General features: G+C 69.8%; 16 protein-coding genes and 4 pseudogenes. 10 read left to right on the top strand and 10 right to left on the bottom strand.

Annotated features, from left to right (window positions below):
* Positions 1-155: 155 nt before the first annotated feature.
* Complete coding sequence (locus CCUG20998_RS16075) at positions 156-2,780, bottom strand: PE family protein (RefSeq protein ID WP_038579980.1); 2,625 nt, start codon at positions 2,778-2,780, stop codon at positions 156-158.
* A gap of 420 nt (positions 2,781-3,200) precedes the next feature.
* Entirely contained in the window at positions 3,201-3,761 is a 561-nt protein-coding gene (locus CCUG20998_RS16070; protein ID WP_012394978.1) for a 2,4'-dihydroxyacetophenone dioxygenase family protein, read from the bottom strand.
* A gap of 368 nt (positions 3,762-4,129) precedes the next feature.
* Between CCUG20998_RS16070 and CCUG20998_RS16065 the strand changes: the two genes are divergently transcribed.
* The 7 genes from CCUG20998_RS16065 to CCUG20998_RS16035 all read left to right on the top strand — a co-directional run bounded on the left by CCUG20998_RS16065 (position 4,130) and on the right by CCUG20998_RS16035 (position 11,244).
* Positions 4,130-5,131 carry an NAD-dependent epimerase/dehydratase family protein gene (locus CCUG20998_RS16065; protein WP_020730633.1) on the top strand — a complete coding sequence of 334 codons (1,002 nt, stop codon included), beginning with the start codon at positions 4,130-4,132 and terminating at the stop codon, positions 5,129-5,131.
* 59 nt (positions 5,132-5,190) lie between these two features.
* Positions 5,191-6,252 (top strand): thiamine pyrophosphate-dependent enzyme, encoded by a 1,062-nt coding sequence (locus CCUG20998_RS16060; RefSeq protein ID WP_012394976.1) that lies wholly within the window; start codon positions 5,191-5,193, stop codon positions 6,250-6,252.
* A complete protein-coding gene (locus CCUG20998_RS16055) occupies positions 6,249-7,262 on the top strand; it encodes an alpha-ketoacid dehydrogenase subunit beta (RefSeq protein ID WP_020730634.1) in 1,014 nt (337 codons plus the stop codon). The genes CCUG20998_RS16060 and CCUG20998_RS16055 overlap by 4 nt, the downstream gene beginning before the upstream one ends.
* A gap of 10 nt (positions 7,263-7,272) precedes the next feature.
* Positions 7,273-8,694 (top strand): SRPBCC family protein, encoded by a 1,422-nt coding sequence (locus tag CCUG20998_RS16050; protein WP_012394974.1) that lies wholly within the window; start codon positions 7,273-7,275, stop codon positions 8,692-8,694.
* A gap of 72 nt (positions 8,695-8,766) precedes the next feature.
* Positions 8,767-9,801: an AraC family transcriptional regulator gene (locus tag CCUG20998_RS16045; protein WP_012394973.1), complete on the top strand. Its 1,035-nt coding sequence runs from the start codon at positions 8,767-8,769 to the stop codon at positions 9,799-9,801.
* A 103-nt stretch (positions 9,802-9,904) separates the two neighbouring features.
* Entirely contained in the window at positions 9,905-10,915 is a 1,011-nt protein-coding gene (locus CCUG20998_RS16040; RefSeq protein WP_012394972.1) for an NAD-dependent epimerase/dehydratase family protein, read from the top strand.
* Between the two features lie 134 nt (positions 10,916-11,049).
* Positions 11,050-11,244, top strand: coding sequence for a hypothetical protein (locus tag CCUG20998_RS16035; protein WP_012394971.1), 195 nt, complete (start codon positions 11,050-11,052; stop codon positions 11,242-11,244).
* A 181-nt stretch (positions 11,245-11,425) separates the two neighbouring features.
* Here the strand turns inward: CCUG20998_RS16035 and CCUG20998_RS16030 are convergent.
* The 4 pseudogenes from CCUG20998_RS16030 to CCUG20998_RS16020 form a co-directional block, all read right to left on the bottom strand.
* Positions 11,426-12,830 (bottom strand): annotated as a pseudogene (locus CCUG20998_RS16030) (IS1380 family transposase).
* A gap of 1,118 nt (positions 12,831-13,948) precedes the next feature.
* Positions 13,949-14,218: pseudogene (locus tag CCUG20998_RS29455) on the bottom strand (PGRS repeat-containing protein); the annotation flags it as partial.
* 1,110 nt (positions 14,219-15,328) lie between these two features.
* Positions 15,329-15,802 (bottom strand): annotated as a pseudogene (locus CCUG20998_RS29450) (PE family protein); the annotation flags it as partial.
* A gap of 308 nt (positions 15,803-16,110) precedes the next feature.
* A pseudogene (locus CCUG20998_RS16020) lies at positions 16,111-17,516 on the bottom strand (IS1380 family transposase).
* A gap of 139 nt (positions 17,517-17,655) precedes the next feature.
* Here CCUG20998_RS16020 and CCUG20998_RS16015 point away from each other — a divergent pair.
* Positions 17,656-18,780, top strand: coding sequence for an epoxide hydrolase family protein (locus CCUG20998_RS16015; RefSeq protein WP_020730637.1), 1,125 nt, complete (start codon positions 17,656-17,658; stop codon positions 18,778-18,780).
* 88 nt (positions 18,781-18,868) lie between these two features.
* The gene (locus CCUG20998_RS16010; protein ID WP_020730638.1) at positions 18,869-19,798 is read left to right on the top strand and encodes a cation diffusion facilitator family transporter; all 930 of its coding nucleotides are present in this window, start codon (positions 18,869-18,871) and stop codon (positions 19,796-19,798) included.
* Positions 19,799-19,818: 20 nt separating this feature from the next.
* Here the strand turns inward: CCUG20998_RS16010 and CCUG20998_RS16005 are convergent, their stop codons facing one another.
* Positions 19,819-20,634 (bottom strand): oxygenase MpaB family protein, encoded by an 816-nt coding sequence (locus CCUG20998_RS16005; RefSeq protein ID WP_020730639.1) that lies wholly within the window; start codon positions 20,632-20,634, stop codon positions 19,819-19,821.
* 113 nt (positions 20,635-20,747) lie between these two features.
* Between CCUG20998_RS16005 and CCUG20998_RS16000 the strand changes: the two genes are divergently transcribed.
* Positions 20,748-21,689, top strand: coding sequence for a cobalamin biosynthesis protein (locus tag CCUG20998_RS16000; protein ID WP_020730640.1), 942 nt, complete (start codon positions 20,748-20,750; stop codon positions 21,687-21,689).
* Here the strand turns inward: CCUG20998_RS16000 and CCUG20998_RS15995 are convergent.
* Genes CCUG20998_RS15995 through CCUG20998_RS15985 form a run of 3 tightly spaced genes read right to left on the bottom strand, consistent with a single transcriptional unit; the run spans position 21,671 to position 23,701 of the window.
* Positions 21,671-22,495 carry an SURF1 family cytochrome oxidase biogenesis protein gene (locus tag CCUG20998_RS15995; RefSeq protein ID WP_036456401.1) on the bottom strand — a complete coding sequence of 275 codons (825 nt, stop codon included), beginning with the start codon at positions 22,493-22,495 and terminating at the stop codon, positions 21,671-21,673. The genes CCUG20998_RS16000 and CCUG20998_RS15995 overlap by 19 nt on opposite strands.
* Positions 22,495-22,989, bottom strand: a complete 495-nt coding sequence (locus tag CCUG20998_RS15990; protein WP_103654155.1) for a low molecular weight protein-tyrosine-phosphatase — start codon at positions 22,987-22,989, stop codon at positions 22,495-22,497. The genes CCUG20998_RS15995 and CCUG20998_RS15990 overlap by 1 nt, the downstream gene beginning before the upstream one ends.
* Positions 22,982-23,701 carry an HAD-IA family hydrolase gene (locus CCUG20998_RS15985; RefSeq protein WP_166436233.1) on the bottom strand — a complete coding sequence of 240 codons (720 nt, stop codon included), beginning with the start codon at positions 23,699-23,701 and terminating at the stop codon, positions 22,982-22,984. The genes CCUG20998_RS15990 and CCUG20998_RS15985 overlap by 8 nt, the downstream gene beginning before the upstream one ends.
* Positions 23,702-23,873 lie beyond the last annotated feature (172 nt).

Genomic DNA, 23,873 nt, shown 5'->3' with positions numbered 1-23,873 from the left:
TGGGCTTGATGACTCCAACTGTGCCCGCCAGGAGACCCCAAATCTTGACGCCAGGGGACACGTGCTTGACAGCAAGGGACATATCGGTGATCCGGGGCGCATCCGCCCGGCAGCCTGATCAGCGTGGGTTCGCGCGCCGATCGAGTTTGGGGTTGCTAGCCCAGCCCGTCGTTTCCGTCTGCGCCGAGCAGGATTCCGCCGGTGCCGCCGGCGCCGGGGCTGCCGGTGGGTGCGCCGGTGTCATCGGTGCCGCCGTTGCCGCCGTTGCCGCCGTTGCCGATCAGCACGGCGTCGCCGCCGGCCCCGCCGTCACCGCCGGTGCCTGTGCCGGTGCCGGCGACGTTGCCTTGGCCGCCTTGGCCGCCGGCGCCGCCGCCACCCGACAGCTGTCCAGCGGCGCCGCCCGCCCCGCCGGCGCCGCCGTCATCGCGCTGGGAAATTCCGCCGGTGCCCCCGGCGCCGCCATCGCCTAGCCAGCCGGCGTCACCGCCACGCCCGCCGGCACCGCCGGGGCCGCTTATGCCGAACCCGCCGGCGCCACCGGCTCCGGCGCCCGAGAGCAGCAGCCCGGCGCTTCCACCGTGACCTCCGTCCCCGGCGCCGGCGCCAAATCCGCCCGTGCCGCCGATGCCGCCGCTGCCGAACAGCAATCCGGCATTCCCACCGGCCCCACCCGCTCCGCCGTGAGCTGAACCATAAGCGCCAGGCCCGCCGGTGCCGCCGGCCCCACCCGGCCCGCCGAGCAGCCCGGCATCGCCACCGGTCCCACCGGCACCACCAGCCCCAGAATTACCTATTGTCATTCCGCCGGCGCCGCCGTGGCCCCCGCCGGCGCCGACCAGCCCGGACAACAGCCCACCGCTCCCGCCTGTGCCGCCGGCTCCGCCGAACGCAGAATTAAAGTAAGTGCCGACACCGCCGGCGCCACCGTTCCCTCCGGCCCCGAACAGCCCGCCGGCACCACCTGTCCCACCGGCCCCGCCCGTGGCCCCAATTGCGGTGCTGTGGCCGCCGATACCGCCGGCACCGCCGTCACCGGAGAACCAGCCACCGGCTCCACCGGCTCCGCCATCACCTCCGGTGTCGCCGCGGCTACCGGCACCTCCGATGCCGCCGGTGCCCCAGAGCCCGGCGGCCCCACCAGCCCCGCCGTCCCCGCCGGCTGGGCCGGAGCCGCCGGCTCCGCCGTCACCGAGCAGCCATCCGCCGGGGGTGCCGTCGGCGCCGCTGCCGGTGGCGCCGGGGGTGCCGTTGCCGATCAGGGGGCGTCCGGTCAGTGCCTGGGCGGGTGTGTTGATCGCGGCCAGCGCCTGCTGCTGGGCGACGTGGATGGGTGAGGCGCTGGTGGGGGCGTTGTAGCCATCCAAGCCCAGTAGCAGTCCGCTCATGCCGCCCGCGCCGGTGGCGCCGACGGTGGGGCCGGTACCACCCATGGCGCCGTTGCCGCCGTTGCCGATCAGCACCGCGTTACCACCGGTCCCGCCGGCACCGCCGCCGGTGGCGCCTTGTGCGCCGGTGCCGCCGGCGCCGCCGTTGCCGATCAGCAGCCCGGCGGTGCCGCCGTCGCCACCGTCACCTCCGCGACCGACCAGGCTGCTTCCGCCGGTGCCGCCGGTGCCGCCGTTACCCAGCCAGCCGGCGGTACCGCCGGTCCCGCCGTCAGCTCCGGGACCGAACCTGCTGAATCCGCCGGTGCCGCCGGTGCCGCCGTTGGAGAACAGCAGCCCCGCATCGCCGCCAGCCCCACCTGTACCCCCATTGGAGCCGGACCCGCCGGTGCCGCCGGCACCCCCGCTGCCGAACAACCACCCGCCAGCACCACCGGGCCCACCCGCGCCCCCGGTGCCAAGGACGTTGGTTCCGCCGTCGCCGCCGGCCCCGCCTGGCCCGCCCAGCAACCCGGCATGACCACCGGCCCCACCTGCGCCTCCGGCGCCGCCGCCAGACCCGCCGGTGCCGCCATGGCCGCCACCGGCACCGACCAGCCCGGACAACAATCCACCCGCTCCACCAGCCCCACCGGCACCCCCGGTGGACCCTCCATGTGCCGTCCCGCCGGCGCCGCCGACCCCTCCGCCCCCCAGAAGTCCGCCGGTCCCGCCGGCCCCCCCGACCCCACCCGTTCCGGAGGCAAAAAAACCGCTGGCTCCGCCGGCGCCGCCGGCGCCACCGGTGCCCAGCAGCCAGCCGCCGGCCCCGCCCGCACCCCCGGCCCCAGCGACTCCGCTGCTGGTGCTGCCGCCGGCCCCGCCGGCGCCGCCGGAGCCCCACAACCCGGCCGCCCCACCGGCCCCGCCGGCCTTACCGGGCGCACCCGAGCCGCCCGCACCACCGTCGCCGAGCAGCCAGCCGCCCGGGGCGCCGGCGGCCCCGGTGCCCGGGGCGCCGTTGGCGCCGTTGCCGATCAACGGGCGCCCGGTCAGTGCCAGCACGGGTGCGTTGATCGCCCCTAGCAGATCCTGGGGCACCACTTGGGCCGGGTTGGCCAACGCCGCTGCGGCGGCGGACTCGGCGCCTGCATACGAGGTCGCCCCGGCGGCCAGGGCCTGGGCGAACTGGCGTTGAAAAACCTGGGCTTGGGCACTGGCGGCCTGGTAGGCCTGGGCATGCCCGGAGAACACCGCCGCGATCGCCGCCGACACCTCATCCTCTGCGGCGGCCAGGATGTTCACGGTTGGGGATGCCGCGCCCGCGGTGGCCTGACCCAGTGCCGAGCCGATTCCGGCCAGCTCGGTTGCCGCTGCCTCCACCAGTTCGGGTACTGCGATCACCAACGACATTCGAAACCTCCTGAAGATCATCACAATCCGGTGTGCGCTTCGACGACCACCATGAGCCGGGCACCGTCACCGTAACGTCAGGGAATGTAACGCGTCGCGGCTATGGCCAAAGTTCTTTGCTTACTTGCTGATTGCGTGTGGTGACGCGCCTGGTGGATGACCATTCGTGCACTGTCGGGGGTGATCATGTGCATCGGATATGCAGATGCTATGTGGTTAAACCTGTTTGGCACGCCGCTAGGGTCGTGCGGACAGGCCCGGCGTGAATTGTCCTGATCTGCATTGAGATTGCTCGAACTCGCAACGTGAGCACCGGGCGGTGATAGCGGCCGGGCCGCCCACGGTGAATCCCGGCGCGGCTCGAGTGGCTCGGCCGCGCCGGGATCGACGGTTCGGGTCTGGCGGGAGAACTGCTGGGTGTCAGGCCTCCTTGGTGGTGTGGCCGGCGGCGCCGCCGCCGATGTAGTTGATCGGTCCGAGGTTTTGCTCTTCGGCCTTCAGTTGAGTCACGTGGGCGATCAGGGCGGCGTCGAGGATGGAGTCGAACTGGCCGTCGTCGGTGAAGTTGATGTTGGCGCCTTGCACGCGGACCAGGAAGACGGTGTCTTCGGTGTTGGTGGTGGGGGTGACGAAGGTGTGCACCGACGAGCCCGGCTCGTAGAGGTAGGAGCCGGCGGTTTGCAGCTGGTCGGGGTATTCGAGGTAGTGCCAGCAGCCGGAGAGCGTGTAGACCTCGGCGGTGCCGGTGTGGTAGTGCAGCGGCACGGTGGCGCCGGGTTCGAAGGTGGCCAGTACCAGCCATTCGCCGTTCTCGATGTCCAGGCGCAGGGGTTTGAAGTGCACGCCGGGGCCGAGGGCGTCGTGCACCAGGGGTACGTCGTGTTCGTTGACGGTCAGCAGTTCGCCCTGCGGCAGGGCCACCAGGGGCAACGGGGCGCCAGTTGCGGTGGTCGCCGGTGCGGGTGCGGTCGCCAGGGTCATGGTGGGGTCCTTTCGGGATATGGCGGGGCTGTCGACTCCAACCGTGCCTGCGGCGCTCCCTGATGTCTTGACGGTAAGGGACAAACGCTTGACCGTAAGGGACGTTCGGCGATCGGAAGCCCGCGGCGGAACCCGCACGCCTGGCCTAGGGGTGGGGTGTTTGCGGCCGCCGGGCATCGCCGTGGTGCCGGTGGTGATCCGCGGGTTTTCGATGGCCGTGCTCGGCGCCTCATCGCTGGGTGGCAGGTGCCTCGATCGCATGTGCGTCCCCTCGGGTCAAGTAGGTGTCCCTTGCTGTCAATACATCGACGGCCCGGACGGGCAGGCTAAGGGCTGACAACAACGTCCCCAGCGAATGGAAACCCGTCGTGAGCACCGACCAATCTGCGCGTCCCGCACCGTTTTTCGCCCAGCGCAAGATCTTCATCACCGGAGCCAACGGCTTCATCGGCGCAAACCTGGCGGCCCGGCTACGCCAGCTCGGCGCGAGGGTGACCGGCGTCGACCTGGTCGCAGATCCCGCCAACGGAATCATCGCCGGCAGCACTGCCGACCCGGCCGCTTGGGCATCGGCACTGGACGGCGTCGACGCGGTCGTGCACCTGGCGGCGTTGGTGAGCACCGTGGTTGCGGTCGAAACCGCTTGGGACGTCAACGTGCTCGGGACCAAGAAGGTCATCGACGCCGCGGTCGACGCGGGGGTGCGCCGGTTCGTGCACCTGAGCTCGATCGCCGCGTACGGGTGGGATTTCCCCGACCACGTGACCGAGGATTACCCGACCAGGGTGACCGGCGGCCTGAGCACTTACGTCGACACCAAGACCAACTCCGAGTTGGTCGCGCTCGCCAACGCCAACCGCGGCATGGAGATGGTGGTCGTGCGTCCCGCCGACGTCTACGGCCCCGGCTCGGTGTGGATCCGCGAGCCGATCGCGATGGCCAAGGCCAACCAGCTGATTTTGCCGGAACGGGGCTCCGGCGTGTTCGACGTGATCTACATCGACAACTTCGTCGACGCCATGGTGCTGGTCCTGGCCACCGAGGGCATCGCCGGGGAGGTTTTCAACCTCGGCGAGGAGCTGGCGGTTAGCTGCCGGGAGTACTTCGGCGAGGTCGCGTCCTGGACCGGCGCAAAGGTCCGCTCGGTGCCGATCCGGATCGGTGCACCGGCTCTGGGAGCCATCGGCCGCATCCAGCGTCGACTCGGTATGAGCAGCGAACTCGGCCCGGCCCTGCTGCACATGCTCAACCGCCGCTATGTCGTCTCCAACGACAAGGCCCGTGACCGCTTGGGATTCAAGCCGGTCGTCTCCTATCACGAGGGGATGGCCCGATCCAAAGAATGGGCCCGCCATGAGGGCCTCATTTGAGATCCGAGCCTAGGCACCAACGGACTCCACGAAAGACACGAAAGAAAGGAACGCGCAGAATGAGCCCCATCGACGCCGCCCGCGTCTACCGGATGATGGTGCGGATGCGTCTGGCCGAAGAGGCCCTGGTCGAGGCGTGGCAGGAGGGGCTGGTTCCCGGCGAATACCACTCCGCCATCGGCGAAGAGGGCATCGTCGCCGGCATCCTCACCCAGCTATTCGAATTCGACACCCTAGCGTTGGACCACCGCAACACCGCGCCATTGGTGGGTCGCGGCATCGACCTGCAGGCCCTGATGCTCGAAGTGCTGGGCTCCGACCAGGGCATCGCCAGCGGCATGGCGGGGCACATGCACATCTTCGACCCCGATCTGCGCGCCGGAGCTGACGGCATCGTCGGTGCCGCCGGCCCGCTGGCCGTCGGACATGCGATCGCGCACACCCAGCTGCACCCGGGCAGCGTCGCGATCGCCTTCCACGGGGAGGCCGCGATGAACCAGGGAATGCTGATGGAGGCCTACAACATGGCAGTCGCGTGGAACCTGCCCGTGGTGTTCGTCTGCAAAGACAACAAATGGGGCATCACGACCTACTCCAAGGACCAGACCGGTGCCGACCCGATCAGCCGAGCACGCGGCTTTGGACTCGAGGTCGCCAGCGCCGCCGGACACAAGGTCGCCGACGTGCACGCAGCGGCGGGGCGGCTCATCGAGCGTGCCCGCTCCGGTAACGGCCCCGGCTTCCTCTACGTCACCTGCCGCCGGCCCGGCGGCCACTTCGAAGGCGATCCGCTGGTCGGCCTGCTGCGTGCCCCCCGCAAGCAGCTGTCGGTCTGGGTGCCGGAGCTGCGTTCCGGGCTGACCGCCACCGAAAGCGGTTCGCGCACAGACAAACTGCGCGCCATGGCCGGCATCGGCAAGCGCGCCGCGCGGTTCGCCTACGACGTGGGCCGCACTGCCGGCAAGGATCCCGTCCGCCGGGGCCGGTCCCTGATCAGCGCGGACGCCGCAACCGCCATCGAAGCCCAGGAGCGAGCCGAGGTGCTCGCCGCCATGACCGAAGCACGCGCCCGGGTCGGCAAGCGGGCCGGCTTCGGCATCAAGACAGGAGCAGACCGATGACCATCATGCGCTACGACGAGGCCGTCGACCACGCACTCGGGCAGGCGATGGCCGCCGATCCGCGGGTGCTCACCTGGGGCGAAGACGTCCAGATCCTGCGCCGGGTGCTGCTGAGTCGATTCGGACCCGACCGGGTGCGCGACACCCCGATCTCCGAACAGGCGTTCATGTACGCCGGAGTCGGTGCGGCGATGGCAGGGCTGCGTCCGGTCGTCGAGCTGTACATGATCGACTTCGGCACCGTCGGCTGGTCCGCGATCATCAACGCGGGCTCGAAGTTCAAGGACTTCTCCGGTGGCCGCTGGAACGTGCCCATGGTGCTACGGGCCGGGGTCGGCGGCTGGTACGCCGACGGCGGCGAGCACGAGCAGACGCTGTGGGGCACCCTGGCGTCCTACCCGTCGACCGAGGTCGTCGTGCCCTCCACGCCGGCCGACGCGGCGGGCCTGATGCTGTCGGCCGTGCGCAGCGACGAGTTCACCGTTTTCCTCACCCCCAAGCTGCTCGATCAGCAGATCCTGGACTACCTCGGTGGTGACCAGCGGTCCACGGTCGACCTGACCGGCGTGCAGCCCGCAGCCGGTGTCCGCCGCGAGGTGCCCGACCGGGTCGAGCCGATTCCGTTCGGCCAGGCGGCAATTCGCCGCGACGGGGGAGACCTGACGCTGGTGTCGGTGGGCGTCGGCGTGCATCGCTGCCTCGAGGCGGCCGAGCGCCTGTCCGCCGACGGCATCGAGGCCACCGTGCTGGACCTGCGCACCCTGGCCCCACTGGACAAGGAGGCCATCGTCGAGCACGTGAGCCGGACCGGCCGGGTGGTCGTCGCCGACGAGGACTACGTCCGCGGCGGGCTCACCGGCGAGGTCGCCGCGCTGCTGCTGGAAGCCGGGACCAGCGCCCGTTACGCGCGGGTGGCGGTCGAGCAGACCATCCCATTCGCGCCACACCTGGAGTACGCCGTCCTGCCCAACGCGGAACGGATCATCGCCGCCGCCAAGTCATTAGCCTGAGGACCCCGAGATGACCACCACCCTTCCCCTTGTCCAGATCGCGCTCAGCGTTCGCGACATCCAGCACTCCCAGCGCTGGTACCGCGACATCTTCGGCCTCACCGAGGCCGGCGGTACCCACATGTTCATCCCGGCGCTGGGCTCCGAGGACGTCCAGGGCGTGCCGGGCGCCACCAGCGTGTGCTGGTGGCTGCTGGACGGCAAACCCGGCTTCCAGCTGGAGCTGTTCGAGTTTTCCAAGCCGCACCCGCGTCCGATTCCGCAGGACTGGCGCCCGTGCGACATCGGCTACACGATGCTCGGCTTCCACGTCACCGACTTCGACGCGACGCTGGGGAATCTCACTCGCCGCCGCGTGCCCCCGCTCACCGAGCCCATGGGGGAGCCCGGTTCTCGCCGGGTCTGTGTCAAGGATCCCGATGGAACCCTGCTCGAGATCCTGGAGGCGGACCCTGTGGTTGCCGGCATGGCGGCGCGCCCCACCGGATCGCCGGCGGTCGCCCGCTTCGCCACCCTGTCGGTGCCCGACCTGGCCGAGGCGCGGCGAACCTGGGTGGACGTGATGGGGCTGCCCGAAGTCGACTACCGGCTGCACTACCCCGAGCACGAGCAGCTGTGGGGCCTGGCCGGGGCAGATCGCGAATCCTTCGTGGTGCGCGCCGGTGACAGCCTGCTCGAGGTGGTGCAGTACCTCGACCCGGTCGGCAAGCCATGGCCGGCCGGCTACCACATCAGCGACATCGGCATCCTCAACGTCGCGCTGGGACCTCAGGACCGGGCGAGCCTCGACGCGCTCGTCGCCAAGGGGCAGCACCACGGGATACACCCGAACAGCACCAAGTCCACCCTGCTGGACCGCTGGTGGCATGCCAGCTATGTCAATGATCCGATGGGCTTCTCGATCGAGCTGCTGTTTCATGGGAGCAAGGGGCATCGGCACCGCGCCGACCCGTTCAACCTGATCGAACTCGGCTTCACCGGAAAAGAACCACCCGTTACCCGGGCCCGCGCGGTCGCCCGCTGTGCGGCGTCGCCCGAACAGGTGTGGACGGTGTTGGCCGACCACGAGTCCATGGCCCAGTGGACTCCGTTCCAGCGCTCCGAGGTGCTCAGCACCGGCGATACCGACGGTGTCGGCCTGGTCCGGCGGCTCAGCGGCGGCCCGGCCGGGATGTCGGTGGTCGAGCGGGTGGTCGCCGCCGAGGCGCCTTACCGCTTCGAATACCGCGCCAAGGGGGCGCCCGGTCTGAACCGCTACCACGCGTTCGTCACCGTCGAGCCGGACTCATCCGGAGGCTGCACGATCACCTGGGAGGCGCAGTACCGTTCCCAGCTGCCCGGCTCGACGTTGCTCACCACCAGGATGCTGCGCACTCTGGTCCGGGGGCTGGCCCGCCGGGCCGAGCCGACCGGTGCCCGGATAACCGCGTAGTCGATTTCGCGGTCGATCCGCTGGGGCCATCGGGCCTTGACGGCGGGGAACGGATGCTTGACTGTAAAGGACGTGTCGGTGATCCGTGGCACCGCCTTGACCGGTTATCCGGCGCTGGTGAGCGAACTCGGGGCGGATCCCGAGGCGCTGCTCGCCCGCGCTGGCGTGAAGCGGTCCGATGTCGGCCGATTCGACGCATTTATCACCTATCTGGCGCTGATCCACGCGGTCGAATCCGCTGCGGCAGTGACGAAAACGCCTGACTTCGGCCGTCGGCTGGCCGAACGTCAAGGCATCGAGATCCTGGGGCCGGTCGGGGTGGCGGCGCGGACCTCGAAATCGGTTGCCGAGGCACTCGACACTTTCGAGCACTACCTCGCCGCCTACAGCCCCGCGATCGCCGCGACGATGAGCCGCGAGCCCGGCGGTGAAGCCTCATTCCTGGAGTTCAAGATCCTGATCGCGCACCCGCCGGCGCACCCACAGACCACCGAGTTGTCGCTGGGAGTCATGTTGCGGGTGCTGCGCTTTCTGCTGGGTGCCGGGTATGCGCCCACCGTGGTCGACCTTCCGCACCCGGCGCTGACCCCGCGGGAAGACTACCTGCGCTACTTCGCGTGCACACCTCGCTTCGGGTCGCACAGGGGCGGATTCCGGTTGCCGAGCGAGGACCTGCAGCGCCCCCTGGTCAGAGACGAGCTGGCGCATCGTGTCGTGCTCGAATATCTCGACACCGTCATCGACCGGCAACGGCCGACAATGGCCTCCTCGATTCGAGAACTGATCCGCCAGCTGTTGCCGACCGGCGCGGCGACGGTTCCGGTGATTGCCGACCAGTTTCGGCTGCACCCCAAGGCATTACGGCGCCGACTCGCCGCCGAGGGGACGAACTTCAACGCGGTTGTCGACGACGTTCGGCGGGAGGTGACCGAACGCTACTTGCGCGACAGCGACATGACGCTCACGCATCTGGCCCGGCAACTGGGTTATGCGGAGCAAAGCGTGCTCTCCCGGTCGTGTCAACGGTGGTTCGGTGCGAGCCCGGCGTCGCTGAGGGCGCAGTGGCAACGGACCGCATCGCCGATCACGCTGCAGTCCACCCGCTGATCGTCCGTTGCGGTCAAAGTCATGTCCTTTGCTGTCAAGACACCGGTGAATTCGGTGAGCATGCTGGTTTGAGACGACCACACCCACAACGAATGGAATCGCAATGAGCGAACACGAATTCGACCGTCCCGCGCCCTCGCTGTCCGGTCGCACGATCTTCATCACCGGAGCCAACGGCTTCATCGGCCGCGCCATGGCGGCCCGGTTCCGCGCCCTCGGCGCCGTGGTACGCGGTGTCGATCTGGCGGCCGATCCGGCAGGGGACGTGGTCGCAGGTGACATCACGCGTCCCGAGACCTGGGCGGCGGGGCCGACGGGGCTGGAGGGGGCGGACACCGTGATCCACACCGCCGCGCTGCTGGGGGCGGCGTTCCCGCTGAAACAGGCCTGGCACGTCAACGTCCTGGGCACCAGCCGGGTGCTGCGCGCGGCGATCGACGCCGGGGTCCGCCGGTTCGTGCACTTTTCCTCGGTGGCGGCCTACGGCTTCGAGTTCCCCGACGGTGCGGATGAGACCTACCCCGTGCATGTCAACGGCGACGTCTACACCGACACCAAGGTGAACTCCGAGGCGGTCGTGCTGGCCGCGCACGGCGCCGGCGAGATTGATGTCACCGTTATCCGGCCTGGCGATGTCTGGGGTCCCGGCTCGGTGTGGGTCCGTTCGCCGATCGCCGAGATGCGCAAGAGGACCGGCTTTCCGCTGCCCAACGGCGGAAACGGCATCTTCTCCCCGGTGTACATCGACAACTTCGTCGACGGCATGGTGCTCGCCGTGTCATCCGATGACGCGGTGGGCCAGATTTTCAACATCACCGACGGCAAAGGTGTGCGGTGCGCCGATTTCTTCGGCCGGATGGCGAGCATGAGTGACGGCACGATCCACACGCTGCCGATCCGGGTGGCCGCACCGGCCGCCGAACTCCTCGGCTCGCTGCTGCGCCGTTTGGGCCAGAAAACCGACCTGTCGGCCGGAACGATGTGGCTGCTCAATCGGCCCGGCACCTATTCGATCGAGAAGGCCCAGAAGATGCTGGGCTACCAACCGCGGGTTTCGATCGAGGAGGGGATGGCCCGCGTCCACGAGTGGGCACGGGCCGAACGTCTCATCTGAGCGCCGGCGCCAGCACCGCGCAACGGACCCCAATGCCTCCGATGGTCCCCGTGACAAGGCAATACGGTGACTGACAGCACACTCGGGGTGGGTTTCGTTGTCGCTGGCGAGCCGGTTGTGGCAGTCTCTGGGGCGTGGACGAGCGACCTGGGACTCAGAGCGACAGCGCGTCGGCGGGAAAGACGGCGCCGCCTGTGCGGCCGCTCTCGTCAGACCAGCAGCCGGCGACCAAGGCAGACTTGTACGCCGCGGTCGATGCGATGCGCGCCGATATGCGTGAACTGCTAGAACAGATCAGCACCCTGATCAAGGAAGCAAATCAGAAATAGTCCGCCCGGCTAGCCTCGATTTTGCATCGAATTGATGCTGAGGTCACTCAGCCGTTGAATTATGTTGTTGGGTAGGTATTGTCGCGTGCTGGCGTGGAGAGGTGTCGCGTGTCGCGGGGTGGGGCGGGCTTTCCTTGGGCCGGTGGGTCTTTCCGTGTCGGTCGGTCGGGTGGTGAGGGCTCTATCCGAAGGCGGTGCGGATGGCCTGCCAGGCGGTGGCGATCATCGCCGCCCAGCGCCAGGTCGCGTCGATACGCAGCCGGACTTGCCGGGCTCCGCGGGTGATGCGGGCCGCGACGTGCAAGACCCGGTAGCGGAACGTGGTGATCTCCACGCGGGCGAGTTCGGGTTGGGTGGTGAATCCGATCAGACGGGTCCAGGTGATGAGATCGGCGGCGGCCAGGATGATCTCCTGCCAGGCGGCATTGGCCGAGAAGGCGTGGCATGGCAGGTTACGCAGGCCGGTGCTCTTGAGTTCGCGGATGCGGTCCTCGACGCGGGCGTGCTGACGGTGCCGTAGTTCCAGGCCGGCGACCTGGCCTGGCACGGCACCGGGGCCGGTGTCGGTATGAACGCGGTGACCCGCATCCCGTCGGCGTCGGTGAACCGAAACTGCGCGCCGGGATGCGGGCGTTCCTTGCGCAGGATCAACCTCGTGCCGGCCGGCCACGCGGACAGGTTGACCAGCCCGGTGGCTTCGGCGACCCACGCCCCGTCGCGGATACCGCCGTCGGTGTCGATCCCCGGATACCAGGCGTCGCCGAGGGTGAGAGTGTCCACCGCGTCCTGCACCCGCCAATCCACCGGGTAGCCGAAAGAGAACCCCACCCCGGCGGCGCGGCACGCGTCGGCGAACGCGTGGGTGGACCCGGCCGAATCGCAGCGCACCAGTACCTTCGGCGCGTCTGGATCGCCACCACGACCAGGATCGGGGCGCCACGCCGGTGGCAGCGATGCCAAGGCTTGGTCCAGTACGGTGATGTGGTCGGCGGCGGTGTTGGAACCGGCACGGCCGGTGTGCAGCAGCCCGGCCAGCGCTTCCCCACCGGCGATCTCGGGTCGGTCGAGAAACGCCAGCAGTGGATGCACGCCGAACGACTTCTTCCAGGTCGGTGTCGGCAGCTCTTTGTTGTCGGAGTGATCGATGACCAGGGTGGTGTCGATGTCGATGTGCAGCCATTCACCCGGTGCCGGGGCGGCGCCGGCGGCCCAGGTCGCCGCCCGCGCGGCCGCTCGGGCTGCATGGATTCCGGGTAGGTGTGCGGCGTCGATCCGCTGGTCGACCAGCCGCCACATCGTGGTGGTCGAGGCCTTCGCTCCGAACACGTGCTCACGGTCCCCACACAGTTGCCCGACGCCGTCGATGCAATCGGCGCCATCAGCGACCGCGGCCGCCAGATCTGCGAAGATATCCCCCGGCGCGTACACCCACGGGCCCCGGTAGGTGTCTGCCGGCGCGGCAGTGACCTGCGCCGATAACCCGGTCAGGTCCGCCAACTCGCGCAACAGGCGAATCCCGGCATGTGATACCACGCCCGCCCGCCCGCCGACACTTTCACCCGCGAAACCGCTGCGCTACTCTTCACCTAGAAAGTGCCCTCCCGCTCGGAATCATGGACCTTCAGCAGTCTCATTATTCGTTGCAGGACAGGCACTTTCGCCTATCTGCACACCGAAACAGGCAACAATCCGCGAAAAATCCGGGCTAGCCGCCGGAATTGCCGAACACCAGTCCGCCGGACCCGCCGGCACCGCCGACTCCGTCCTGTCCGTCGTTTCCGGCCGGGATGTTGTTGGGCGGATCGTCGGGCCCGCCGGCCCCGCCGGTGCCGGCCGTTCCGCCGGTGCCGCCGGTGCCGATGACCTGTGCGGCGCCGCCGTTTCCGCCGTTTCCGCCGTTGCCGCCGGTGCTGCCCGGGTAGATGCTGGCCGTTCCGGCTCCGCCCGCGCCGCCGCTGCCGCCGGAGCCGTAGAGCCATCCGGCCGTGCCGCCGGTGCCGCCGGCTCCGCCAGTGCCTCCGAAGACACGGTTGACCCCATCCGGGGTACCCGCTACTCCACCTTGTCCGCCGGCCCCGCCGTTGCCGATCAGCCATCCGGCGGCGCCGCCGGTGCCGCCGCTGCCGCCGCTGCCGGCGACGTATTTGCTGCCGAACCCGCCGACTCCGCCGGTCCCGGCGGCACCGCCGTCACCGAAGAATCTCGCTGCCCCGCCGCTACCCCCGGTCCCGCCGGCTCCGCCGGGGTATATCCCCGCTCCGCCGTCTCCGGCGGTCCCCCCGGCGCCTCCGCTGCCGGCCAGCCAGCCGCCGTAGCCGCCCTGGCCGCCGTGGCCGCCGTCGCCACCGATGAGGTAGCCATCCCCGGCGATTCCGCCGGTCCCGCCGGCTCCGCCAGCGCCGAACAGTCCGGCGGCCCCGCCATTGCCGCCGGCGCCCCCGCTGCCGCCAGTGCTACTCGATACTAAGGGGTCGTTCGCTGCTCCGCCGGTGCCGCCTTGCCCGCCGGCGCCGGCGTCGCCGAACAGCCAGCCGCCGGCCCCGCCATCGCCACCGTTGCCGGCGTTTCCGGCATAGATTCCAGGGTCGCCGCCGGCCGCCCCGCCGGTGCCGCCTTGGCCCCCGATGCCCCCGCGGCCCCACCAGCCGGCGGCTCCGCCGGCTCCGCCGTTGCCGCCGTTGCCGCCGTTGAGACCCGGCAGGCCGGCGACGGCGTCTCCGCCGGTTCCGCCGGTGCCGCCGTTGCCGAACAGCCAGCCACCGGCGCCGCCGGTGCCGCCGGCCGCACCGGAGCCGCCGGTGCCACCGGCTCCACCGTTGCCGATCAACCCGGCTGCACCTCCGGCCCCTCCGGCTTGCCCGGCGGCGCCGGAGCCGCCGTTGCCGCCGTTGCCGTAGAGCCAGCCGCCGTCGCCTCCGGCTTGCCCGGTGCCCGGTGCCCCGTCGGCGCCGTCGCCGATTAGTGGGCGGCCAAAGATGTCGGGGATCCCGTTGCCCGAGTACAACCGTCCGCCCACGCCGCTGGCGCCCGCGCTTCCGGTTACCCCCGCCGCGGCCCCGGTTCCGCCAGCTCCGCCGATCCCGGCCACTCCGCCGCCGCCGCCGGCACCGATCAGCTGTGCCGCCCCGCCGTTGCCGCCGTTGCCGCCGTTGCCGCTGTAGCCGTTGTAGCCGGCGGCGCTGCCGTTGCCGCCGGCGCCACCGGCGCCACCATTGCCGATCAGCCCACTGATGCCGCCGTTGCCGCCATTGCCGCCGCTGCCGCCCAAGCTGTCCCCCCCGATGCCGGCGCCGCTGGCCCCGCCGGCACCACCGGAGCCGCCGTTGCCGTAGAGCCACCCGCCGGCGCCACCGGTCCCGCCGGCACCCCCCGCGCCGGTAAACGTCTGGCTTGCCCCGCCGGCCCCGCCGGCGCCGCCGGCGGCGCCGTTGCCGAACAATCCGGCGGCACCACCGCTGCCACCCGCCCCGCCGCCGCCGGCATAATTGCCGCCTGCCCCGTGGTTGTCCACCGCCCCGCCGGCCCCGCCGCCACCGCCGGCCCCGGCGTTACCACTGAGCCACCCGGCGCGCCCGCCGTCGCCACCGGCGCCGCCATGGCCCGCCCCCACTAGTCCAGTCACGCCGCCGCCGTCGCCGCCTTGTCCGCCGGCTCCGCCGTCGCCGAAGAGCCCGGCGGAGCCCCCGGCCCCACCGACCCCGCCGGTGCCGCCAACCAGGCCATGGTCGGCGGCGTTGCCGTCTCCGCCGACTCCGCCGTTGCCGCCGGCACCGGCGTTGCCGGCGAACCATCCGCCGTTGCCGCCGGTGCCGCCGTTGCCACCGACCCCGCCCGTTGACCCGTAGGCGATGCCGGCCGGGCCACCGCCGGCGGCCCCGCCCTCGCCGCCCGCGCCGCCGGCCCCGCCAGTGCCCCACCAGCCGGCCGCGCCGCCGTTGCCGCCGTTGCCGCCGTTGCTGCCGTTGAAGCTCACCGGCCCCGGCGCGCCGGCCCCACCGGCACCACCGGCGCCACCGTTGCCGTAGAGCCAGCCCCCGGTCCCGCCGGCACCGCCGGAGCCACCGGCGCCGCCGATCCCGCCGGAACCGCCGTTGCCGATCAACCCGGCCGCCCCGCCGGCCCCGCCGGCCACTCCGGGGTTGGTGCCCGCGGCGCCGTTACCGCCGTTGCCGTAGAGCAGTCCACCGGCTCCGCCGGCCTGCCCGGGTGCGGTTCCGTCGGCGCCGTCGCCGATCAGCGGGCGCCCCAACAGTGCTTGGGTGGGGGCGTTGACGACATTGAGCAGGTCTTGCAATGGCGTGGCGGCGGCGGCCTCGGCGCTGGAGTACAGGCCGCCACCCGCGGTCAGGGCCGCCACGAATTGATCGTGAAACGCTGTCATCCGGGCGCCGAGGCTCTGATAGTCCAGGGCGTGGCCGGAAAACAGCGAGGCGATGGCTTCGGAGACCTCATCGGTCCCGGCGGCCAGCAGCTCCGCGGTGGGGGCCGCGACCGCGGTATTGGCCGTGTTGATCGCCGAGCCGATATTCGCCAAATCCGACGCCGCGGCCGTCACCATCTCCGGAGCCACCAACACAAACGCCATCGCTGCCCTCCAAGCCAGAAATAAATCAGTAAAATCGGCAGGCGTTTACGGTAAAGGCTGAATGCGTTGCCTATCGGTCTTTTCGTGGGATTTCATATGTTGCACCGGATTGGCCTCGATTTTGCATCGAATTGATGCTGAGGTCACTCAGCCGTTGAATTATGTTGTTGGGTAGGTATTGTCGCGTGCTGGCGTGGAGAGGTGTCGCGTGTCGCGGGGTGGGGCGGGCTTTCCTTGGGCCGGTGGGTCTTTCCGTGTCGGTCGGTCGGGTGGTGAGGGCTCTATCCGAAGGCGGTGCGGATGGCCTGCCAGGCGGTGGCGATCATCGCCGCCCAGCGCCAGGTCGCGTCGATACGCAGCCGGACTTGCCGGGCTCCGCGGGTGATGCGGGCCGCGACGTGCAAGACCCGGTAGCGGAACGTGGTGATCTCCACGCGGGCGAGTTCGGGTTGGGTGGTGAATCCGATCAGACGGGTCCAGGTGATGAGATCGGCGGCGGCCAGGATGATCTCCTGCCAGGCGGCATTGGCCGAGAAGGCGTGGCATGGCAGGTTACGCAGGCCGGTGCTCTTGAGTTCGCGGATGCGGTCCTCGACGCGGGCGTGCTGACGGTGCCGTAGTTCCAGGCCGGCGACCTGGCCTGGCACGGCACCGGGGCCGGTGTCGGTATGAACGCGGTGACCCGCATCCCGTCGGCGTCGGTGAACCGAAACTGCGCGCCGGGATGCGGGCGTTCCTTGCGCAGGATCAACCTCGTGCCGGCCGGCCACGCGGACAGGTTGACCAGCCCGGTGGCTTCGGCGACCCACGCCCCGTCGCGGATACCGCCGTCGGTGTCGATCCCCGGATACCAGGCGTCGCCGAGGGTGAGAGTGTCCACCGCGTCCTGCACCCGCCAATCCACCGGGTAGCCGAAAGAGAACCCCACCCCGGCGGCGCGGCACGCGTCGGCGAACGCGTGGGTGGACCCGGCCGAATCGCAGCGCACCAGTACCTTCGGCGCGTCTGGATCGCCACCACGACCAGGATCGGGGCGCCACGCCGGTGGCAGCGATGCCAAGGCTTGGTCCAGTACGGTGATGTGGTCGGCGGCGGTGTTGGAACCGGCACGGCCGGTGTGCAGCAGCCCGGCCAGCGCTTCCCCACCGGCGATCTCGGGTCGGTCGAGAAACGCCAGCAGTGGATGCACGCCGAACGACTTCTTCCAGGTCGGTGTCGGCAGCTCTTTGTTGTCGGAGTGATCGATGACCAGGGTGGTGTCGATGTCGATGTGCAGCCATTCACCCGGTGCCGGGGCGGCGCCGGCGGCCCAGGTCGCCGCCCGCGCGGCCGCTCGGGCTGCATGGATTCCGGGTAGGTGTGCGGCGTCGATCCGCTGGTCGACCAGCCGCCACATCGTGGTGGTCGAGGCCTTCGCTCCGAACACGTGCTCACGGTCCCCACACAGTTGCCCGACGCCGTCGATGCAATCGGCGCCATCAGCGACCGCGGCCGCCAGATCTGCGAAGATATCCCCCGGCGCGTACACCCACGGGCCCCGGTAGGTGTCTGCCGGCGCGGCAGTGACCTGCGCCGATAACCCGGTCAGGTCCGCCAACTCGCGCAACAGGCGAATCCCGGCATGTGATACCACGCCACGCCCGCCCGCCGACACTTTCACCCGCGAAACCGCTGCGCTACTCTTCACCTAGAAAGTGCCCTCCCGCTCGGAATCATGGACCTTCAGCAGTCTCATTATTCGTTGCAGGACAGGCACTTTCGCCTATCTGCACACCGAAACAGGCAACAATCCGCGAAAAATCCGGGCTAGGCGGCATGATGAACGGGTGAGGCCGTTTCGCATCGATGTTCCCGACGACGTTATCGATGACCTGAAAGCCCGTCTGGCGAGCACCCGTTGGCCGGAGGCCGAGTGTGTCGACGATTGGAGCCAGGGCATCCCGCTGAGCTACACGCGGGACTTGGCCGCCTACTGGGCCAACGACTACGACTGGCGGGCGCGCGAGGCCGCGCTGAACCGCTTCGACCAGTTCATCACCGAAATCGACGGCCTGGATCTGCATTTCATCCATCAACGCTCCCCGCACCAGGACGCGTTTCCGCTGCTGATCACCCATGGCTGGCCCGGCTCCGTGGTGGAGTTACACAAGGTGATCGAGCCGCTGACCAACCCCACCGCCCATGGCGGGCGCGCCGAAGACGCCTTCCACGTCGTCTGCCCGTCCCTTCCCGGATACGGATTTTCCGGCAAGCCGAGCAGCACGGGCTGGGGTGTGGACAGGATCGCGTGGGCCTGGGAAACGCTGATGCAGAACCTGGGCTATCAGCGATACGGCGCCCAAGGCGGCGACTGGGGGGCCGCGGTCACCACCCAGATCGGCCGAAACGGCGGCCACTGTGTGGCCATTCATCTCAATATGCCGATCGCCATGCCCACGCGTGCGGCGCTGACCAACCCGACCGCGGCAGAGCAAGAGGTGCTGGCAGCGTTGGCGTACCACCGGAAATGGGGAACCGGCTACTTCAAACAACAGTCCACCCGACCCCAGACCGTGGGCTACGGCCTGACCGATTCCCCGGTGGGACAACTGGCTTGGATCGTGGAGAAGTTCTGGGCATGGATGGACTGCGCGGGAAACCCGGAGAACATCCTCACCCGCGACGAACTACTGGACAACGTCATGATGTATTGGGTAAACGCCGCCGCGGCGTCGTCAGCCCGCTTGTACTGGGAGAGTTTCAAGGTCTGGGGGCAGACCGAGCGGGTCGAACTGCCCACCGGCGTGGCGTCGTTTCCCAAGGAGGTGCTGCGCGCACCGCGCGCGTGGTGCGAACCGAACTACAACATCACCCACTGGACGACGATGCCGCGCGGTGGTCACTTCGCCGCGTTCGAACAGCCGGAATTGTTCGTCGGAGACGTCCGTGCGTTCTTCGCCACGGTGCGCTGACTCGACCGCGGCACAACCGGGCCGGCTGCGTGAAAAAGTTGTGCGCTAACCGGGCGGCCGGGCGCGGGGGCGTGGCACGCTAGGGGACATGCATCTGGTTGACGGTCAGCGGGATCCGGCCGCAAGCTTTCCCTTGGCCCAGGCCGTCGACGACCAAGCCGAACGCCGGCGGGCCAATCGTGCGGTCGCCGTCAGCGCGGCCGGGCTGGGGTTGACGGGTCTGATCGAACTGGCGATAGCGCTGGTGTCCGGCTCGGTGGCCTTGCTCGGCGACGCACTGCACAACCTGTCCGATGTCTCCACGAGTCTGGTTGTGTTCGTTGGGTTTCGGAGCTCGCGCAAGTCGGCGAGCGAGCGCTACCCGTACGGTTTGGAGCGGGCCGAGGATCTTGCCGGGATCGGTGTGGCGCTGGTGATCTGGGCCAGCGCCGCGGTTGCCGGGACCGAAAGCTTCGGCAAGTTGCTGCGGCACGGCTCAACCCAGCATGTGGGCTGGGGGATCGCCGCCGCGGCGGTTGGCATTGTCGGCAATCAGCTGGTGGCCCGTTACAAGCTCGTTGTCGGGCGCCGGATTCAGTCATCAACGATGATCGCCGATGCGAAGCATTCCTGGCTGGACGCGCTGTCCTCGGCGGGCGCGCTGCTGGGATTGTGCGGGGTCGCGATGGGGTGGGAATGGGCCGACGGGTTTGCCGGGCTTGCGGTGACGGGATTCATCTGCCATGTGGGTTGGGAGGTGAGCTCCGAGATCGGGCATCGCCTGCTCGATGGGGTAGACCCGGGCGTGCTGGACACCGCCGAAGCGGTCGCCGCCGCCATACCGGGAGTTGTTCACGCGCACGCGCGGGCCCGCTGGACCGGACGCACGCTCCGTGTCGAGGTCGAGGGCTGGGTGGACCCCGCCATGTCGGTGGCCGACGCGGACGACATCGGCCGGCGGGTCGCCGACCAGCTTGGGGCCAGGTTGCCGCAGATGCGCAGTTTCAGCTGGGCCGCACGCGGTGTGCCGCTCGGTTAGCACCGCCGGTCGGCCTCGATCTAGACGACGCGCCACCCGCGGCGGGCGCGAAACCGCATATCCCACAGGTAAAGCTGATAGATCAAGATCCACGCCCGATGGGGGATGACCCGGTCGGCCAGCCGCAGGGCGGCCAACAGCCACTCGAATCGGCTCTGCTGGGATTGCGACCAGTCCAACCGCATCATCGCGCGAAACTCCGGCGCCAAGAACCCCGTCGTCGCGAACAGGTTGAACGGCCCCGCCAGCGCCCGCAGCGGCCACGGCAAAAACGCCATCGAAGCCACCCCTCGGAGGTGTTCGCGCACCGGTGGGTCGATGTGCAGCTCATCGAGTGAGCGCTTCCAGTACTCGTCGAAGGCGATCCGGTCCGGCGGCCACATGCGCTCCGGCACTTGAAGGGTGGTGCCCAGCCGTTTGGCGTCGAGGTAGACCGAGTCGGCGGCGCCGTCATCGAGCGGTCCGTGCAGGAATTCGTGTTGCTCGACGAAGTAGCGGTACAAGCAGGCGGCCACCCACAGCTGCAATTTGGGATCGAAGGCGTTGTAGGACACCGGACTCGACGAGGTGGACCGGACTTGCCGGTGTACCGAGTCCACCGCAGCGCGGATCAACGCGCGATCAGACTCCGACCCGATGGTGGCAACCGCCAGGTAGGTGCCGGTGGTGCGGGCGCGCTTGAACGGATGCTTGTAGACGTTGCCGCTGTCCACCGGACTCTCCAGTACGCCATACCCGACGCCGGGCAACGACAGCTGCATGATCACGTTGGCGGCGGGCAGCAACAGCGCGGCCGGGTTCAACAGGTCGGCGACCCGGGTCGCGGGACGCTTCATCGGGATTCCTGACCCATGATGATGAGTAGACCACGCGCCGGGGGTTGCCGTCATGGACTAGACGAACGCGCGGGCCCGGTGGCCACCGGACGGCCATGTGAGACGCTGCCTGAGTGGTTGCGTCGGCACGGCAGGCCCGGACGGTCGGTGTCCTGGTGGGCTATCTGGCCGACCTGGTGCTGGGCGACCCACAGCGAGGTCATCCGGTCGCGGTGTTCGGGCGGCTGGCCGCGGGGTTGGAGCGGGCCAGCTATCGCGATACCAGGGCGGCCGGCGCGGTGCACGTTGGCGTGCTGGTTGGCGGGGTGGGCCTGCTGGGTGCGGTCTTGGGGCGCCCGGCCGGCAGGCCGTGGTCGGTCGCGGCGACGGCGATGGCGACCTGGGTATCGCTGGGCGGAACCTCGCTGGTGCGCACTGGCCGGGAAATGGCCGAGCTGTTGGACCGCGGCGACCTCGATGCCGCCCGGCGGTTGCTGCCGTCGCTGTGTGGTCGCGATCCGGCTCAGCTGGACGTGCCGGATTTGACCCGCGCGGCCCTGGAATCGGTTGCCGAGAACACTTCCGACGCGCAGGTGGCGCCGCTGCTGTGGGCGGCGGTCGGCGGCGTGCCGGCGGTACTGGTATATCGCGCCGTCAACACCCTGGACGCGATGATCGGCTACCGCTCGCCGCGCTACCTGCGATTCGGTTGGGCCGCAGCGCGGCTGGATGATCTGGCCAACTACTTCGGGGCCCGCGTGACCGCGGGGCTGGTGGTGCTGTGCGCGCCGCTGGTCGGTGGGTCAGCGCTGGGCGCGGTGCGGGCCTGGCGCCGCGACGCGGCGCGGCACCCCAGCCCGAACGCCGGGGTGGTCGAGGCCGCTTTTGCCGGGGCGCTCCGGGTGCGTCTGGGCGGGCCCACCCGGTACCACTTTGAGCTGCAGATTCGCCCCACCCTCGGGGACGGCGGTCAACCCGCGGTCGATGATCTGCGCCGCGCCGTGACGTTGTCGCGGGCCGTGCAGGCCGCCGCGGCAGTGGGTGCCGGGGTCTTTGTCTACCGCCGGCGGCCGTAGCGGTCGGCGAGCTTTTGCTCGACGGTCATCGGTGTGTCCGCGGGCGGCGCATCCGCGCGGGCGCGTGTTTCGCGCCGGCGGGCCCGCAGTTCGGCGTAGGCGAAGTAGCCGAGTCCGATTGGCGCCAGAATGCCGAAGGCGATCCACTGGATGCCGTATGACAAGAACGGTCCGGAATCCAGATGCGGCAAGCCGATCAGACCGAGTCCGCCGGGTTGGTTTTCGACCAACTGCAGATAGGAGCCGGCCAACGGCACTCCGGTCAACGTGGAGATCTGCTTGGCGTTGATCGAGTACACCTGCTCGAAGCCGTCTCTGGAGAACGGTTCCTTGCCCGCGATGGTGGGCTCGAAGTCGCGCAGCCGTGCCGTGATGGTCAGGGTCTGGTCCGGGGCGCGGGGGATCGGCGGCACGTGCGAGCCCGGCTCGGGGCGGACGTACCCGCGGTCGACCAGGACGGTGGGTCCGCCGTCGATGGCGAATGGGGTCAGTACCTCAAACGCCTGGTCTCCGTCGACCACCCGCAGCCGGGCCAGCACCTGCACATCGGACAGATAGTGTCCGGTCGCCGTCACGCTGCGCCACTGCGCCTCGGGAGCTGACGAATCTTGCTGTGGCAGTAATGTTTTGACCGGAACCGCCGGCGAAGTCAGGGCATGGTTGATCTGGCGGTTCTCCCGCGACGTCTTGGTGTTCTTTCCCAGCTGCCACGGCGCGAGCACCGTGAAGCACAGGTAGGTGAACGCGATGACCACCAGGGCCAGCGCTATCCACCCGGGCCGCAGCAGAAACGCCAGGCGTCGCATCACACCTTGCCGTCCTGCGCCAACTGTTCGTCCACCCAATCGTGCAGACCGGGCAGGGCGGCCTCGATGACGACGAAGACCTGCTCGAAGTCGTCATGGCCCCCGTAGTAGGGGTCCTCGACATCGAGAACGTAGGCCCCCGAGCGTGGGTCGAACGAACGCAACATCCGCAGCCTGCTCTCCTCCACGCCGAGCTGACGCAACTGCCGGGCGTGGTTGCGCCCCAGCGCGATGACCAGATCCGCCTCCAGGTGGTCCGTGCTGACCCGGGCGGCGCAGTGATCGGTGGGGTAGCCGTGGGAGTGCAGCACCTGTCTTGCCCGTTCGTCGGCCCGATTGCCGACGTGCCAGTTGCCGGTGCCGGCGCTGGTCACCCGCACCGCCTCGCCCAGCCCGCGTTCCCGCAGCTGGTGGGCGAACATCTTCTCGGCCATCGGCGAGCGACAGATGTTGCCGGTACACACGAAAGTGACGTGCAGCGTTGAGTCAGACACCTAACGCCTCCCGCAATTCGTCGACCGTGCCGGCATGCAGGGCGGCGCCGCTGTGGGTACCGGCGGCGAAGTCGGCCTTTCCGTAACCCCAGCCAACCACGACCGTGTCGATGCCATGGGCGGCCGCGCCCTCCACATCGTGGCTGCGGTCACCGACCATGAGCACCCGTTCGGGCAGCGGGTGCAGCTGGGCCAGCGCATGGGCGAGCACCTCGGTCTTGCTGCGGCGTGCGCCGTCGCCGGTCGCGCCGGCGATCACCTCGAAATGCGCGTCGAGCCCGAAATGGGCGAGTACCCGCCGCGCCGTTGGCTCTAGCTTGCAGGTGGCCACCGCCAGCCGAACCCCGGCGGCACGCAGGTCGGCCAGCAACGGCGCGATCCCGTCGAACAGGGTGTTCATCGCCCAACCACGGGCACCGTATTCGGCCCGGAAGGCGGCGATCGCGTCCTCGACGCGGTCGCCGAGCTCCATGGCGTGAAAGGTGTCGTCCATCGGCGGGCCGACGATCTGGGCGACCAGGTCGCCTTCGGGAACGGCGGCACCGATGTGGTTGAGTGCGTGGCGGAAGCTGGCCACAATCCCGTGGGCCGAGTCGGTCAGGGTGCCGTCGAGATCGAAGATCACCAGCTGCGGCGTCCCCTCCGGGCAGCCGGTGTCCTGCGGTGTGGCGCCGGGGTCAGCCGGTGAATCGGCTGCAATCGAACCTGTCACCACTCCATTGTCGTTGATGCGGCGGTCGGCGGGGTCGGCAGGAGCTGGCGGGACCGGCTTGAGCAGCCGAGTTCGGTCGGACCCGGCCGGTGCCCGGGACTCGCGGCCGCGCGGGTAGCCGTGTGCCAGGCAGGGGCGTAGTGCTCCGGATGCCTGGTTCTGTCACCGGCGC

Origin of the sequence: Mycobacterium marinum (assembly GCF_003391395.1) — a bacterium.
In the GTDB taxonomy this organism is placed as follows: domain Bacteria; phylum Actinomycetota; class Actinomycetes; order Mycobacteriales; family Mycobacteriaceae; genus Mycobacterium; species Mycobacterium marinum.
Note: the sequence above shows the minus strand (reverse complement) of the source record. Positions and strands in the feature narration are given on the sequence as shown.